Source organism: Coprococcus sp. HPP0074, from assembly GCF_964238105.1.
Lineage (GTDB): Bacteria > Bacillota > Clostridia > Lachnospirales > Lachnospiraceae > Faecalimonas > Faecalimonas umbilicata.
In genome coordinates, this window is record NZ_CAXSKS010000009.1 from 1 (window position 1) to 16,634 (window position 16,634).

A 16,634-nucleotide genomic window follows, 5' to 3' on the forward strand; every position below is an offset into this window, starting at 1 on the left:
TGAAATTTTCTCAATTGTTCGAAATTTTCAGGGTTGTGTTGTCTATTGTTTAATTATCAATGTTCTGTTTTGCTTTTCGTAATCAGCTGTTTCATTTTATCACAGCGTTTCTTACTTGTCAAGCACTTTTTTATTTTTATTTTTTCGTTATCGCTTGTCGCGACAACTTCTATATCTTATCACTTTATTCTTTCTTTGTCAACAGTTTTTTTATTTTATTTTTCATTTCCTGTTAACTCTGATTGAAATATTTCAAAAAATATAGCCACTGCTGTTTGCAGCGACATTTATAATATCATCTTATTCAAAAACTGTCAATACATTTTTTATTTTATTTCAAAAAGCTTTACTCTTTCTTCTCTACCGCTTTCTTATCTCATCCATAATTCATTCGCAATTCCCGGCACGGGATCCGACTTCATGCTGATTTGCACTATTCTTTTTCGAATCCCCGTACCTCAGGAAAATTTTTAAACCTAGATAATCAAACGATTCCCAAGCTTTTCAGACTAAAACAGATTTTTTACCGCCGGATAGATATTTTTGAATTTCTGATATCTTTCCTCGTATTTTTCTACAAGTTCCTTTTCCGGCTCTACGGTATCGATAGTCTTCACAAATTGCTTTGTCGCTGTTTCAACATCCGGATATTCTCCACACCCGACCGCTGCAAGCATGGCAGCTCCAAGCGCCGGTCCTTCTTCACTCTCTATCACTTCTACTTTTATGTTCATGACATTTGCAATAATCTTTTTCCAAAGTGGACTTTTTGCACCTCCACCGCAGATTTTCGTTCTCGCAATATTTATGCCAAGACTTCTCGCAACCTCAAGAGAGTCTCTTAATCCAAATGCCACTCCTTCTAAAACTGCCTGTGTCATTTCTTCCCGTGTTGTGTCCATAGACATTCCGATAAAAGCAGCCCGGACTTTTGGATCATTATGCGGAGATCTTTCTCCCATTAAATATGGAAGATAGAATACGTTATTCTCACCAAGTTTTGTAATACCTGCCTGTTCGTTTACAAAATCTGTTGTTTTCAATATTTCTTCTGACCACCACTTATTGCAGGATGCTGCACTTAGCATGCATCCCATCAGATGATAATTTCCATCTGCATGTGCAAAAGAATGAAGTGCATTATTTTCATCTACTTTAAATTTTTTACTGGAAATAAAAATCGTTCCGGAAGTTCCAAGAGAAATATTACACATTCCCTCTCCTACTGTGCCTGTACCCACCGCTGCCGCCGCATTGTCTCCGGCTCCTGCAATCACTTTTACCTCTTCCGTCATTCCAAGTTCCTCTGCAATATTCTTCTTTAAGGATCCTACGACCTCATAGCTTTCATATAGCTTCGGAAGCTGTTCTTCTGTAATACTGCATATCTCAAGCATTTCTTTTGACCAGCATTTATTTTTCACATCCATCAAAAGCATACCGGAAGCATCCGATACATCTGTACAAAATGTTCCGCACAATCGATAAGCAAGATAATCTTTTGGAAGCATGATTTTTTTAATTTTCTGAAAACGTTCCGGTTCATGACGTTTCATCCAAAGAATCTTTGGAGCCGTAAAACCGGCAAACGCAATATTGGCAGTATACTTCGAAAGTGTTTCTTTTCCGACTACTGTATTTAAATACTCTGTTTCTTCTCCCGTACGACCATCATTCCACAAAATCGCCGGTCTTATTACATTATCTTCTTCATCCAGGACAACCAATCCATGCATCTGTCCACCAAAACTGATTCCTGCAATTTGCGATTTATCACATTCTGCAGTCAGCTCTTTCAGGCCGTTCATAGATTGTTCGAACCAATCTTCCGGATTTTGTTCTGACCATCCAGGGTGCGGGAAAAACAAAGGATATTCTTTTGAAACTATTTTTTTAATTTCTCCGTTTCCATCCATCAGAAGCAGCTTCACAGCCGATGTCCCTAAATCGATACCTATGTATAACATATTTGTTTCCTCCAACTACCTTCCTGTTAACTTACCACACATTCATTACGGCTCAGTAAACGAACATAAAAATTCTGCAATCACTTCAATACAGCCTTCTACATCTTTCATATCCGCAATTTCTCCCGGTGTATGCATGTTCCGCAGTGGAACTGCTGTAAATACTACCGGTACCCCTTGATTGGAAAAATGAATCTCATCTGCATCCGTATAGCTTCTTGCACTTGCCGCCTCACGCTGTGTATGAATGCCGATGCGTTCTGCACATTCCTGCATTTTTTTATTCAACCGTTTGGATGCTAACGGACTATTGCAAAGAGATGGTCCCCCTCCAAGAACAACATCTCCCGCTACTGCCGGATTTGGGAACCTGCTATAATCCGTACAATTCGTAACGTCTACAACGACGGCTGCTGTCGGCTGAATCCGTGTACTAGACCAATATGCCCCGTTTTTAACCGTCTCTTCGCCAACCGTCGCTGCAGCATAAACTCCTATCTCACAGCCTCTCTCCCTCGCTCTTTTTAATGCCTCCATAATTACAAAAACACCAATTCGATCATCGAATGCCCGCGCTGCCAGTCTGCCATTTGCAAGTTCCCTTACTCCTGCATCCAATACAACCGCATCTCCAAGCGATACATATTCTTCCGCATCTTTTTTCGAAGTAGCACCGATGTCAATCAAAAAATCAGAAGCTTTTAAATTATCTTGTTTAAACAATTCCCTGCTGCACTCTACAACACCATACACAATCCCCTTTTGCGTATGAATCCGAACTTTCTGTCCCGGATAATTCTGATGAATGATACCTCCACGCTCAATCGCCTGAATTCTGCCTTCCTCTGTAATCCTCGTGACAAGAAGACCAATTTCATCTGCATGTGCAGACAGCATGACTCTAACCGGACTTTCCGGATTTAAAATACAGATTACATCTCCCATTTCATCTGTCCATATCTCATCTGAAAAGGGCTGCATGTGAGATTTTACTACCTCTTGTCCACACTCCTCACAGCCAGATACCGATATCTGCTCTAATAGTTTATCCAAAAATTCCCTATCCATCTTCTACACCTCTAATTGCTTTTACTTTTTATTGTTTGGCGCTATTTTGTAATACTGTGCCCGAATCCTTTCTAATGCTTCCTGTAGATAACTCCTTGACGTTGCAATATTGATCCTTATGAAAGAATCAGTATGCTTCCCATATCTGCTGCCCATATAAACAGATACCTTTGCATCTTCGATAAAAAACTTTTCTAACTCCTCCGGACTGATCTGAAGCTTTTCTGTTTGCACCCATGCCATATAAGTACCCTCTGATGGAATCACTTCCAGTTCTGGCATATTCTTTTCAATATATTTTTTCAAAAACTCATAATTCTCATCCAGATATGCATTGACCTGTTCTATCCATTCATCACATTGCGTATAAGCCGCTTCCATAATACCGGCAGCAAAAATATTCGGATTATGAAGTCCCCAACGGTCCATGGTTTCTTTCATCCGCTCCCTGATTCCTTGATCCGGAATCAATAAGTTCGACAAGATAACTCCCGGTACGTTAAATGTCTTTGTAATCGAATTGCACACAATCATCCGTCCCTGAAGATCCTCTTGAAAGTGCAGGCACGACACAAATTTATGCCCTTTTTTCACAAAGTCTTCATGTATTTCATCCGATATCAAAAGCAGATCATATTCCTTACAAATATCAACTACTTGCTGCAGCTCCTCGATTTCCCAGACTCTCCCCGTTGGATTATGTGGATTACATAAAAGCATGATTTTTGCACAGACACCTTGCGCTTTCTTCTCGTCCAGATTTCTTCTCAACTGCTGAAAATCCATTTTATATCTACCGTTCTCCAACACAAGAGGACTTTCAATCATAACACGGTGATATTTCTCAACTGCATTTTGGAGCGCTGTGTAAGCCGGAGTATGAAGAACAATCCCATCTCCCTCATTTGTAAAAGTTTCCACTGCCATATTCAATGCCATATTAATTCTCGGAGAAAATACAACCCATTCGGTCTTAGTTTCTTGTTCATAACGACGCTTCATCCATTGAGAAACCAGTTCTCCATAATTCTCTGGCCAAATAGTATATCCAAACACACCTTTCTCAACAATGTTCTGCATTGCCTCTATGATTGGCTTTGGGGAGCGGTAGTCCATATCTGCCACTCCCAAATGCATCACGTCCGAGCCAAACAACGCATCCATCTCATCAAATTTTGCGCTGTTTGTATTTCTTCTGTCTATTTGTTCATCAAAATCATATTTCATAGATTATCCCTTTACTGCACCAGCCATTGAACTTTCCAAAATCTTCTTTGAACAGAACATAAATAAAAGAAGAATTGGAATAACTGATAGTGTTACTCCTAAATATATAACACCATAGTCCGTCTTGTATACCCCTTGCATCTGCTGTACCAAAATAGGAAGTGTAAATTTCTCCTGCGAGAACAAAAGAATAGACGGCTGAACAAATGAGTTCCAACATCCTACAAATGTGAAAATTGCCTGTGTAGCTACACCCGGAATAATTACCGGGAAAATAATTTTATTGAAAATTTTAAATTCATTGCAACCATCAATCCTCGCACTTTCCATAAGTTCATTCGGAACATACGCATCTATATACTGACGGATCCAATATACCATAACCGGAGTTGCAAAACTCGGCATAATAATAGAAAGATAACTATCCAGCAATCCTAATCCATTCATCTCCTGGAAATATCCGATGATACCAAGCTGTCCTGGCAGCATCATCGTTGCAAGTACAATCCAGAACAAAACTTTGTTTCCGCGGAATTTATATTTTGCAAATCCATATGCCGTTAAAGCTCCAATATATGTAGAGATCAATGTATAAGTAACCGAAATAAAAATACTGTTCGCAAGTCCTCTCCAGATATTTACATTGTCTTGTAATCGTTTATAATTATCCATCAAATGGCTTCCTGGAAGCATTTGAAAAGATGTTGCTAAGGCTGCATTATCATGAGTACATCCAATAATCATATTATAAAATGGTACTATACTTATAATAGCCAGAAAAATCAAAACGATATAGGTCAAAATCCTGCCGATTTTTGCGTGGTTTTCTTTTTTTGCTTTCACACTCATTTAATACTGCTCCTTCTTTCCTGTTGTATACTTCATAAAGATAATAGAAAATACAATAATAATCACAAATAATCCATAAGAAATAGCTGCACCGTATCCATAATCTAAATTTGTAAATGCAATATTGTACATATACATAACCATCGTCAACAAGGATCCTTTCGTTCCTCCCATTTGACCGCCAAATGTATATGGAAGGTCAAATATTTGCAGACCACCTATGATGGAAGTTACAAATGCGAAGGTCATGATCGGTCGCATAAGCGGAAGAACAATTTTAAAGAAGGTTTGAACCTTTGTTGCCCCATCCACCTCTGCTGCCTCAAACAGTTCATAAGAAATACCACGAATTCCTGCTGTGAAGATAATCGTATAATATCCAAAATACTGCCAAAACAGAACAAATGCAACAATCAACTGTGATAAGATCGGACTTCCTTTCCAGTTGATCGGTTCCGAAATAATATGCAAAGAGGTAAGTAACTGGTTCACGCTTCCGACTTTCCAGTCAAAGAGTAAGCTGAATAAAACACCGAGCGAAACTGCTGTGACAAGATTCGGAAAATAGAAAACCGTTTTAAAGAAATTAGATCCTTTTAATCTTCTCTGATTCAATAAAAATGCAAGCACTAATCCGAATACCATCTGTGGTATCATCGAAAGCAGCGCAATGAATATTGTATTCCCGACCGACTTGATAAACATCGGATCATGTAACAATCTGGCATAATTGGCTAATCCAACAAATTGTTGTTCTCCAAATCCATCCCATGTCATAAAGCTTAATTTAAACGTATAAAGAATCGGATACAGCGTAAACCCCAGGAACACAATAATATATGGGGCAATAAAGAAATATCCTGCATTATTTTTATTTATTTTGTTTCGTTTTTTCTTTGTTTTTGCGGACACTTTTTTGTAATCCTCCTTCCGACTAAAAAAGCTGCTTCGCGTTGTACTCTTCCCGAATACCTCCACGAAGCAGCTATGTTGCTAAAAATTAATCGATTTCGATTTCCGGATAAATATTTTTCATTTCTTCTTTAAAGCCTTCTACTGCTTCTTCCGGTGTTGTCTGTCCTGTAGCTATCAGATCCATCTGTGCAGTTGCACTTGCCCATGCCTGACGGTCATATTTTGTCATCGGATCTCCTTTTACATTTTTTGCTGTTTCATAGAAATCTGCAAAATACTGCTGATCTCCTGTAACGATATCTGTATGTCCCTCTTCAATACATCTTTCAATTGCCGGGATATATCCTGGGAAATCTCCCCATGTGTTTGCAAGACCGTTTACAAGGTAATCTTCGTTGGATGTCATAGTTTTAATCCAAGCCCATGCAGCATCTTTATTTTCTGATTTCGAATACATTCCATACCATGTTCCACCATTCTGGTAAGGAATTGGAGCCTGCATATATCCCCATGTATTAGCAGCTTTGTCCATTTCGTCTGCCGGAATACCTGGTTTAATACAGAAGTTTAATCCCCAAGTTGGAAGACATGTTAAAATAAACATATCTTTTGAATACATTCCGGATGTCCAGCCTGCTGACCACATATCAGCTTCTGCATCTACTTTATTTTTTACAACAGTATCCATCATTTCGTACATCTCAAGCATATACTCATCATCAATGATGTGGTTGTTTTCATCTACCCATGCCTGTCCTTTGTAAGATGCATAGAGCTGTAATACAGATTCCACGTCATCTAATAAAGCAATTTTTCCACCTGATTTTTCATAAACCTGTTTACCCGTTTCAACAATTTTGTCCCAGCTTGATAACATCTCATATAATTCCTGTGGATCATCGGTTCCAAGATATTCTTTTGCTAATGCTTTTTTGTACCAGAATCCGCCCGGTGTTGACTGCCATGAAAGACCTTTTACATTTCCTTCCCCATCTCTTGATAACTCATCTACATATGGGATCATATCTTTCGAAATCGCATCTGCCCCGTACTGTTCCTGGCTTAAGTTCTCAAGCATATCGGAATCTTTATAAACACCAAAGTCTGAAATTTCAAAAGTTGCTACATCCGGTGCATTTGTTCCTGTACGGAACGCATTTTGAAGTTTTGTCCGGTATTCTTTGGACGGCATAACTGTTACATTTACCTTAACACCCGGTACAATTTTATTGAACTCCTCCACATAGAAATTCATCTCGTCCTGGCTTAAGTTTGTCCAAACGTTGATTTCTCCTTCTGTCTTTGTTACATCCTCAGTGATTTTCTGTTTCTCAGGTGCTTTTCCATTCACAGATTTTTTCTCACTTCCACCCCCGCAACCTGTAAGTACTGTCGATGCTGCTAAGGTTGCAGCAAGAACTCTCGCAAGTCTCTTTTTCATTTTTGTTTCCTCCTTTTGTGGATTTCCTGTTTCTTATATTTTAAATTATAGCAATCTTTTTTGTGCATCACTAGCAGACTTTCAACCTCTCAATGTCACTTTCTTGTCATTTTGCATATAAAACACATTTGTATATCTACTTTTTTATGCACATCAACGAGATTGTCAATAAAATATCATATTCGCACATATATTTCTTGGAATATCCAAAGAACAAAACCTCTCTCGCAAGCATGTTTTATCGTATAAGATTCCAAAGCAATCTCCTACGAACATAAAAAAGTTGCCCATACGCAAAAAGTATAGGCAACTTATCGATTCACTTATTTATCCCCATGGATTTTCAGTAGGATATCTCACACCTTTTGGCTGATTGTATCCGATCTCTTCTACTGGAACTCCAATATATTTGAATACTTCAAATAATACTTTTCCATGTTTTCCAAACGCAACTGCTCCGTGATGCGGGAAGTTTTTCTCAATCAACACATGGCGATAGAATCTTCCCATCTCCGGAATCGCAAAAATACCAATCGAACCGAATGATCTTGTAGCAACCGGAAGAACTTCTCCCTGTGCAATGTATGCACGCAGCTTACAATCTGCTGTACTTTGGAGTCTGAAGAATGTGATATCGCCCGGAACAATATCTCCTTCCAAAGTTCCCTGTGTCACTTCTTCCGGAAGCGATCTTGCCATGATCAGCTGATATTTCATCTCGCAGAAAGAAAGTTTTTTGCTTGCAGTGTTTCCGCAGTGGAATCCCATAAATGTGTCTTTATGTGTATAATCAAATTTTCCTTCAATATCCTCCCGATAGAGATCTGCCGGAACATTGTTATTGATATCCAGTAAGGTTACGATGTCATTACTTACTACTGTACCAATAAACTCACTCAAAGCTCCATAAATATCTACCTCACAAGATACCGGAATTCCCTGCGCTGTAAGACGGCTGTTCACATAGCAAGGCACAAATCCGAACTGAGTCTGGAATGCAGGCCAGCATTTTCCTGCAATGGCAACATATTCTCTGTACCCTTTATGCTCCTCTACCCAATCTTTTAACGTCAACTCATACTGTGCTAATTTTCTAAGAATCTCTGGTTTTTTATTTCCTGCACCAAGTTCCTCTTCCATTTCTTTTACAATTTCCGAAATTCTCTCGTCATCTGCGTGTTTATTAAATGCTTCGAAGAGATCCAGCTCAGAGTTTTCTTCAATCTCAACCCCTAAATTGTAAAGTTGCTGAATCGGGGCATTACAAGCTAAAAAGTTTAACGGACGCGGACCAAAGCTGATAATCTTTAAACTATGCAGTCCAATAATCGCTTTTGCGATCGGAGCAAATTCATGGATCATATCTGCACATTCTTCTGCGGTTCCAACCGGATATTCTGGAATATATACTTTGACATTGCGAAGTTTCAGATTGTAGCTTGCATTCAACATTCCACAATATGCATCACCACGTCCCTGAATCAAATTGTCTCCTCTTTCTTCTGCAGCTGCAACAAACATTTTTGGTCCGTCAAAATGCTTTGCAAGTAAAGTTTCAGAAATTTCCGGTCCAAAGTTTCCAAGGTATACAACCAATGCATTACATCCTGCTTTCTTGACATCCTCTAAAGCCTGAACCATGTGAATTTCACTTTCCACGATGCAAATCGGGCATTCATAGATTTCTGCTTCTCCATATTTTTCAACATAAGCTTTGATAAGTGCTTCTCGTCTTGTAACAGATAAACTTTCCGGAAAACAATCCCGACTTACTGCTACCACACCAATCTTAAGTTTTGGCATATTATTCATTTTTTCTCCTCCTGATTTACTCCAACGTAATATTCAGACCTTTGAGTCCATTAAAAGCTCCTTCAATCTTTGCATCTTCGTGAGCGATTAACCATTTGTTTTTTGCGACCATCAATTTTTCTTCACCCTCACCGGATGTTTCAAAAGTAAGCTCTGTGTTCGTATCCTTTGGAAGTACGATCACACAACGAAATCCCTGATCTTCCACGTTACACGGTGCATAGTGAAGCGTCGTTGCATATAATTCTACCGCAGTTCCTGCCGGTACATAAAAAGCTTCTACCCGTTCCGTGTCATATGTAAAGTCGTCCTCTATATCCTGCTGACAGCCAAGCAACAGAATCAGATTATCCACCGCCACATCCACTTCTGAGCAACGATGATATTCCAGTGCATTCAATGACTTATTATGTCCGTTGCAATATCCTATCTGAATATCTAAGCCGCCGTATATACTATTTTTCAATTTCTGTGCTACATCCGATTTTTCCAAACATTCCATTGATGGTACATAAATAACATCCTCCGGAACTTGTGTAGCATTCATTTTTTCTAACAGATCCGAGAAATCTAAATTACTTATCACTTTCCCGTATTTTTTAAAAGATTCATCCGTTACCTTTTTCATTTTTAAGCTTCTCCCCCTCTTTTGAAAATTTTTCTATATTTTAACAAGTTTTTTTATTCTATTCAACCAATATATTGCCTTTTTAATGTCACTTTCTTGTCATTTTTCCACAATAACCTCTTTATGACTTGCAACATAAAAAAGCGTATGCGAAACACTTCTTTCCGATTTCATTCGGAAGCAGCTGTCTCTGCATACACTTCTTTTAGTTTTTCTCTTTTCTAAAATCACTTGGTAATCTTCCATACTTTTTACGAAATGCATTTGCAAAGGCTTTGCTATTGGCAAACCCATGATTCAATGCAATATCGCTAATCATGTGATCCGTCTCCATTAACTCCTTACTGGCACGCTCCAATCTCACATTTTGTACATAATCCCTATAATTAATCTTTGCATACTTTTGAAACATCTTCGACAAATACGTTGGAGAATATCCGAAGATTTCTGCCAGACTCTCCAGCGACAATTCTTTTTGATAATTCTTTTTGATATAATCTGTAATTTCCGTAAGCCGACTTAGTTTCTGATAACTCTTAACCGCCTCAGGACTAATATCTATATCTCTATATTCCGTAACGAGTGTGTAAAGCAATTCATAAAAATAGCTTTGTACTCGAAATTCATATCCGCATTCTTTTTTCACATAGGTATCATACATTTTATGCATCAGCTTCATTAATTCCTGATTGCGGACGCGCGGCTCATGCGAAAAAGAAATAAATTGTTCATTTGTATAGTATTTTTTAAAAACGACAAGTGGAATCTGAATCACAACTGTTACATTCGGCTTTGGCGAAAAAATCGAATGCACTTCGTTGGAGTTTACTAAAAGGAATTCCCCCGCATTCATTTTATACTCTTCTTCATTCAAAAAGAAGCGTAAACTACCTTCAAAAATTGCAAAAATCTCTATTGAGCGATGCCAATGTTTTCCCCTAACATAGTTTCCATTTTTCCCTTCAAATAGAAACATTTTAAAACTCAAATCCTCATTTGGCAAAATAATCTCATGACTATATCCCATCCCATCTCATCTCTTCCTCTTTTTAAATATGTTTTCTATTTCTGTTATCGAAGTCCTTCTTGCTTAAAGCAGCATTTCTCTTAAAATCACATTCGCTCTGTATAATTCTGACAGGAATCTACTTGACTGTATCTGTCGGAAACACTCCGCTCCCAACGGAGTACCTCCAAACAAAGTAAGCACCAAAAAGAACATCCACACAAAAATGACTCCTAGAAAAAACCCAAGTGCCGCTCCTGCCCATCGGTTCAATCCATGCAGGATCGGAATCTTTGTGATCACATCCAATGTAAACAAAGTCATCCTCACCACGATTGTAAGGAAAACAAATGTCGTCAAAAAAGCGATTACATTGATCACAGTCCTCGTAATATAACTGCTGATATAATCTGCAAATCGTTCCGCTCCGAGTATCCCATAAATTTCCCGGTTATTGTTTTCCAAAAGGATCTGCTTGAAAAATTCTGGAAGTCCTGCCTGTTCGATTGTCTGAATCTGCTCTTGAAGGGAAACATCTTCCTTTTCTGCAATCTCCGCCGGTGCAAAAATCTCCATGCAATTTTTCTCTATCACCTCATCCACAGACGTCCACTTCATGATTGCTTCCCCGACATGTGGCGTAAGAATGCTCACCAGTATCACCGTAAAAATTGTCGCAGCAAAAGAAACACAAAGCCTGAAAAACCCTTTTCGATAGCCATTGCAGATACTGATCGCAAAAATTGCCATAACAATGACTGCCATCCAGTTTGTCTGATCCATTGCTCTTTTCCCCTTCTATTTTACCAGACGAACTTTCTGGATTCCGTTGATATTCATGACCGTATAAGTGTTGATTCCCCCCACCGGAACTATATCGAGAATCTTATCTTGAAATTGTCCGGCAAACCGCTTCACACCATTCGCAGTGTAGATACAGCAATTTACACCGTCATACATCATCACCGTTTCTCCGACCATCTTTACATGTGCATAATCCCCTTGAAACTTTTTGGACATCGTCCGCTGTCCTTTTTGATTATAAAGACAGATTTCATATCCCTTTTTGTCCTTTGCCTTTAAAACAAAACCGATATACTTCTCTGTATGATATACACTCTTGATCTCTGTATCAAATTTTACTTCTTTTTTCAATTTAGGCTTGTCTGTTCCCTCATAAATATAAAACCCAGACTCCCCGACCAGCACAGACGTCTCATCATCCATAAAAAAAGCACTTGGAACAATCTGACCCGTATAGCTTTCTCCGGCAACCTGATTATTTTTCTCTTCTCTTCCCGCATCCCCAAAGTTGTAATACACCACGTTGGAAGCAAGCGCTCCGCTTTGTACATGTAAATAGGACACGATCAAGGTTGTCCCATCATTGGAAAGTGCGATTTCCACTGGATAACCGTCTTTTGCTGCTGATACTTTATTTTCTACGAGAATATTTCCCGTCGAGTCATAACACATCACCTTCGGAGAAACTTCATCTTTTAACACTGCTGCCACAATTCCATTCGTGGAAATAGACAACTTTTCGATTGGCTGCGTCGTCTCAATCTCTCCTTTGATCCCTTCATGGTCGATTACAATGATACTGTTTCCGCCACTGTCTCCGATTGCTGCAACCTCATGATTGATCTCAATGATCGGATTCTTGATCTGATAAGAGTGATTCCATATTTCTTTTCCTTTTTGATCAATCAGTGTCATTCCGTCTTTTGTATATTTTAAAACGGAATCCCCGAACATCTTATAGCTTCCATCTGCCGAACTGTCTCCTTTGTATGTACGAATCACTCGTGTATTTTCATATGTGCGGTACTCCAAAAGCAGATAAGATCCAAAAATGATCATAAATCCCAGAAATGCTGCCGTAATAATTCTTTTCCACCTCATTAATTTATGCTTTCTGATCTTTTCTTTCAGATTTTGCATCGACTCTGACAAATGTAATTCTTTATTGATTTTATCAGTCATAGTTTTCCCCTTTGTTTTTCGGGATCTAATCGTTATCCCGCTGTTTTACTTATATTCGCGTACATTATATCACACTTTTTCTTTCTGGTGTGTTTTTAATTTTCTTTTTCTGATTACGGAAGAAGCAGTTTTTGTCCTACATAGATAAAGTCATTTTCTTTCAAACCATTGATCTTACAGATAGATGCAATATTTTCATCCGTACCATAAACTTTTCTGCTGATAGACAAAAGCGTGTCCCCTTTCCGCACAACATAAATATCTCCCTGGCTTCCCTCCTCAAGTTCCTCCGCAGCTCCTTCTTTCCAGTCAGATGCTTCCTGTTTTGTTTTTTCTTCTGTGGTCTTTTCTCCACTTTTTGCTGCAGCATCTTCTTTGTTGATTTCTTTTTTCTCTACTGCGTGCTCTTCCAGCTCCTTTTTTAATCCAACGGAAGGCGTCCGATCTACGCTGACTCTTTTTGCTTCCTGTTCCGATTGTGCAGATTCTGTGAGTGCTTCCAGCGATTTTTGTACCGACTGAATCTTGTCATAATTATTCATCATCGTTATCCCCATCACCAGCATGACTAAGATCAAAAACGAACTGGCGATACGCATAAAATGAATTGACTGTTTTTGATCTTCTAACTCCCCCTTCGTACGAATCAGGTTCCGAAAACTTTTTGCAGCCCTGTCCTCCACCGACTCACTGATCGTAAGGCCATTTTTTCTGCGCGATGCAATCATATAATTCTGCATCGCAGGATTTTTCTCATAGTAAATATAATATCCACTCACCTTCATCAGATCATTGAATTTATTCACATAAAAATAATCTTCTTTCTCCCGCAAATCCCGCATAACAAATATAGAATACGTATTTGGAAAAGCATTCTCGTGTGTCCGTATCACCTCGTCATTGATCTCAGCCGGAATTCCCGGGGCACTTACAAACCATCCTACGATCGTTGCATTTCCAAAATAACGCTTGCAGTCTTCGTATGCATTTTTCCATGTTTCTTCCGTAATCTGAAATGTATTTCCGTCCCGTTTCAGTTCATACATCTGGATCGCTCCTGTGATGTATATGTAATCCGGATGCTCCTTGTCTTCCATCTCTCCTATTAAAAATGCTCCCCGAATTTCCTCTGTCTGATCCGAAATTTGCCCGAAAAATGTATCTACATAATCTTCTACATAGATTTTAGGACCACCGGATATGTTCCCAATCTGTCTTACATTTCTAGGAATCTCTCTTTCCATCTTTACTCACCTCTCTGCGTATTTTCTTTAGCATAGCACACAAAGCCGACTGAATTTATCACTTGTTGTCGAGAGGTCGCTGGAATATTTCGACAAAAAGCGGAAGGAATCGTACAAACATTGTACTTTCCCTTCCGCGTTCTTTTTCTGCTCTACTTTTATTGATATGATCCGAGCATTACCTGTTTTCGTTGCTTAGGCTTTCTCTGACTCGTCTCACACGCTCCACAATATTTATCTGTCAAAGTGGTAATGAAACCTTCCGCTGTCCGTGGCACTCTGAAAAATGTCACAGGCCACATATGCCGATAAATAATATCCTTCTCAATTTCATTGAGATCAAAAAACTTACTTGCATTTTTCAATGCTGTTCTCGGGTGTGTCAATCCGTGAAACCGATCACCCGTCTTTTTTCTGTGTGTGTGCCAGTCATACAAAAACAAGTCATGAAGCATTGCGCCTCTCGCTGCAGATCTTGCATCCAAACCAAGAAACTTACACCACTGATAATTATAATACGCAACATGCAGACAATGTTCGTAGCAGTTGCTGTTACCGTGATGGGGATACAATTTCATGCGAAGTACCACCGGATGTGTCGCGATGTCACGGATGCTCTCACAAAACTCATCCTGCCACTCCTTACGCACATGGAGGACTTTACGCTTCCAACTTTTATATCTCTTACTCTTTCTGATCATAGTCTCTGCTCTTATGATACAAATGCTTTTACTTTTTTGTAAATGCTGTCCGCATCCAGTTCATATTTCTTGATCAGTTCTAATGCCGGTCCGGATTCTCCAAACACATCATTCACTCCGATCTTCAGCACTTTCACCGGATAATTTTCTGACAGCACGTCACATACAGCACTTCCAAGTCCGCCAATCACAGAATGTTCTTCTACTGTAACAACCTTCCCTGTTTCTTTTGCAGATTCGATCACTAATTTCTCATCCAGCGGTTTGATCGTATGGATATTGATTACTTTTGCACTGATTCCGTCTGCTTCTAATTTCTTTGCAGCTTCCAACGATTCAGATACTTCCAACCCGGTTGCGATGATTGTCACATCTGTTCCTTCACGCAATACAATTCCTTTTCCAAGTTCAAACTTGTATTCTGGATTATCGTTGATCACCGGAACTGCAAGTCTTCCAAAGCGAAGATATACCGGTCCCTCATGTTCATACGCTGCTTTCACTGCGGCTTTCGCCTCTACATCATCTGAAGGGTTGATCACAACCATTCCCGGAATCGTTCTCATCAACGCAATATCTTCGTTACACTGATGTGTCGCTCCATCTTCTCCTACAGAGATTCCGGCATGCGTTGCCCCAATCTTCACATTTAACTTCGGGTATCCGACAGAGTTTCTCACCTGTTCAAATGCACGTCCTGCTGCAAACATCGCAAACGAGCTTGCAAACGGAACCTTTCCTGTCGTAGCAAGTCCTGCTGCAACCCCGATCATATTTCCTTCTGCGATTCCACAGTCAATATGACGCTCCGGAAATTCCTTCTGAAACATCGCTGTCTTTGTAGCACCTGCAAGGTCTGCATCCAGCACAACCAGATTTTCGTGAAGCTTTCCTAATTCTACCAATGCCTTTCCATAGCTCTCTCTTGTCGCAATTCTCTTTACATCTGACATAATGCTTCACCTACCTTCTCTAAATCTGCCATTGCCACTGCATACTGTTCTTCATTTGGAGCTGCTCCATGCCAAGAAGCTTCATTTTCCATGAAAGAAACATCTTTTCCTTTGATCGTCTTCGCGATGATCGCTGTCGGTTTTCCTTTTACTTCTTTTGCTTCTTTAAATGCCGCTGCGATCTCGTCAAAGTTATGTCCGTCAATATTGATCACATGGAAGTTAAATGCATCAAACTTCTTGTCGATTGGGTATGGAGAATTGACATCTGCAATATTTCCATCGATCTGAAGTCCATTGTTGTCTACGATCACAACTAAATTATCTAATTTTCTATGTCCTGCAAGCATGGCTGCTTCCCACACCTGCCCTTCCTGGATCTCTCCGTCTCCAAGAAGTGTGTATACACGATAATCATCTCCGGAAAGCTTTGCTCCGATCGCCATTCCAACTGCTGCTGAGATTCCCTGTCCGAGAGATCCGCTTGACATATCTACACCAGGAATGTGCTTCATGTCCGGATGTCCCTGGAGATAAGATCCCACATGACGAAGTGTTGTCAGATCTTCTACCGGGAAGAATCCTCTGTTTGCAAGTGTCGCATAATATCCCGGTGCTGTGTGACCTTTCGATAAGACAAAACGGTCTCTGTCTGCTTTTTTCGGATCTGCCGGGTCAACATTCATCTCTTCAAAGAAAAGATATGTATAGATATCTGCTGCGGATAATGATCCGCCCGGATGTCCTGATTTCGCATGGTAAACCGCCGTCACAGCGCCCTTGCGGATTTCATTCGCCATTTTCATTAATTCTAATTTATTCATTAGACTGCCTCCA

At 39.5% G+C, this 16,634-nt stretch carries 15 protein-coding genes; all 15 read right to left on the minus strand.

Annotation, left to right across the window (positions count from 1 at the left end; all coding sequences use genetic code 11):
• Positions 1-509: 509 nt before the first annotated feature.
• On the minus strand, positions 510-1,967 hold the full coding sequence (gene xylB / locus ACESPO_RS11415) for a xylulokinase (RefSeq protein WP_270457514.1): 1,458 nt from the start codon (positions 1,965-1,967) through the stop codon (positions 510-512).
• Positions 1,968-2,012: 45 nt separating this feature from the next.
• Complete coding sequence (locus ACESPO_RS11420; RefSeq protein ID WP_499788864.1) at positions 2,013-3,035, minus strand: M20/M25/M40 family metallo-hydrolase; 1,023 nt, start codon at positions 3,033-3,035, stop codon at positions 2,013-2,015.
• A gap of 21 nt (positions 3,036-3,056) precedes the next feature.
• Positions 3,057-4,262 (minus strand): MalY/PatB family protein, encoded by a 1,206-nt coding sequence (locus ACESPO_RS11425; protein ID WP_499788865.1) that lies wholly within the window; start codon positions 4,260-4,262, stop codon positions 3,057-3,059.
• A 3-nt stretch (positions 4,263-4,265) separates the two neighbouring features.
• Positions 4,266-5,111 (minus strand): carbohydrate ABC transporter permease, encoded by an 846-nt coding sequence (locus ACESPO_RS11430; protein WP_009263717.1) that lies wholly within the window; start codon positions 5,109-5,111, stop codon positions 4,266-4,268.
• Entirely contained in the window at positions 5,112-6,023 is a 912-nt protein-coding gene (locus ACESPO_RS11435) for a carbohydrate ABC transporter permease (RefSeq protein ID WP_499788866.1), read from the minus strand.
• Between the two features lie 88 nt (positions 6,024-6,111).
• On the minus strand, positions 6,112-7,467 hold the full coding sequence (locus ACESPO_RS11440) for an ABC transporter substrate-binding protein (protein ID WP_499788867.1): 1,356 nt from the start codon (positions 7,465-7,467) through the stop codon (positions 6,112-6,114).
• 327 nt (positions 7,468-7,794) lie between these two features.
• Entirely contained in the window at positions 7,795-9,279 is a 1,485-nt protein-coding gene (locus ACESPO_RS11445) for an L-fucose/L-arabinose isomerase family protein (RefSeq protein ID WP_336304525.1), read from the minus strand.
• A 16-nt stretch (positions 9,280-9,295) separates the two neighbouring features.
• Positions 9,296-9,907, minus strand: coding sequence for a DUF4867 family protein (locus ACESPO_RS11450; RefSeq protein WP_120092368.1), 612 nt, complete (start codon positions 9,905-9,907; stop codon positions 9,296-9,298).
• 205 nt (positions 9,908-10,112) lie between these two features.
• The gene (locus tag ACESPO_RS11455) at positions 10,113-10,934 is read right to left on the minus strand and encodes an AraC family transcriptional regulator (RefSeq protein ID WP_016439884.1); all 822 of its coding nucleotides are present in this window, start codon (positions 10,932-10,934) and stop codon (positions 10,113-10,115) included.
• 63 nt (positions 10,935-10,997) lie between these two features.
• Entirely contained in the window at positions 10,998-11,696 is a 699-nt protein-coding gene (locus ACESPO_RS11460; RefSeq protein ID WP_009263722.1) for a CvpA family protein, read from the minus strand.
• Positions 11,697-11,711: 15 nt separating this feature from the next.
• Positions 11,712-12,899, minus strand: coding sequence for a DUF5711 family protein (locus ACESPO_RS11465; protein WP_009263723.1), 1,188 nt, complete (start codon positions 12,897-12,899; stop codon positions 11,712-11,714).
• Between the two features lie 113 nt (positions 12,900-13,012).
• The gene (locus ACESPO_RS11470; protein WP_009263724.1) at positions 13,013-14,143 is read right to left on the minus strand and encodes a LysM peptidoglycan-binding domain-containing protein; all 1,131 of its coding nucleotides are present in this window, start codon (positions 14,141-14,143) and stop codon (positions 13,013-13,015) included.
• Positions 14,144-14,301: 158 nt separating this feature from the next.
• The gene (locus ACESPO_RS11475) at positions 14,302-14,844 is read right to left on the minus strand and encodes an HDIG domain-containing metalloprotein (RefSeq protein ID WP_009263725.1); all 543 of its coding nucleotides are present in this window, start codon (positions 14,842-14,844) and stop codon (positions 14,302-14,304) included.
• 11 nt (positions 14,845-14,855) lie between these two features.
• Complete coding sequence (locus ACESPO_RS11480) at positions 14,856-15,797, minus strand: transketolase family protein (RefSeq protein ID WP_008977551.1); 942 nt, start codon at positions 15,795-15,797, stop codon at positions 14,856-14,858.
• Positions 15,785-16,621 carry a transketolase gene (locus ACESPO_RS11485; RefSeq protein WP_008977552.1) on the minus strand — a complete coding sequence of 279 codons (837 nt, stop codon included), beginning with the start codon at positions 16,619-16,621 and terminating at the stop codon, positions 15,785-15,787. Before ACESPO_RS11485 ends, ACESPO_RS11480 begins: the two co-directional genes overlap by 13 nt.
• Between the last annotated feature and the right edge of the window lie 13 nt (positions 16,622-16,634).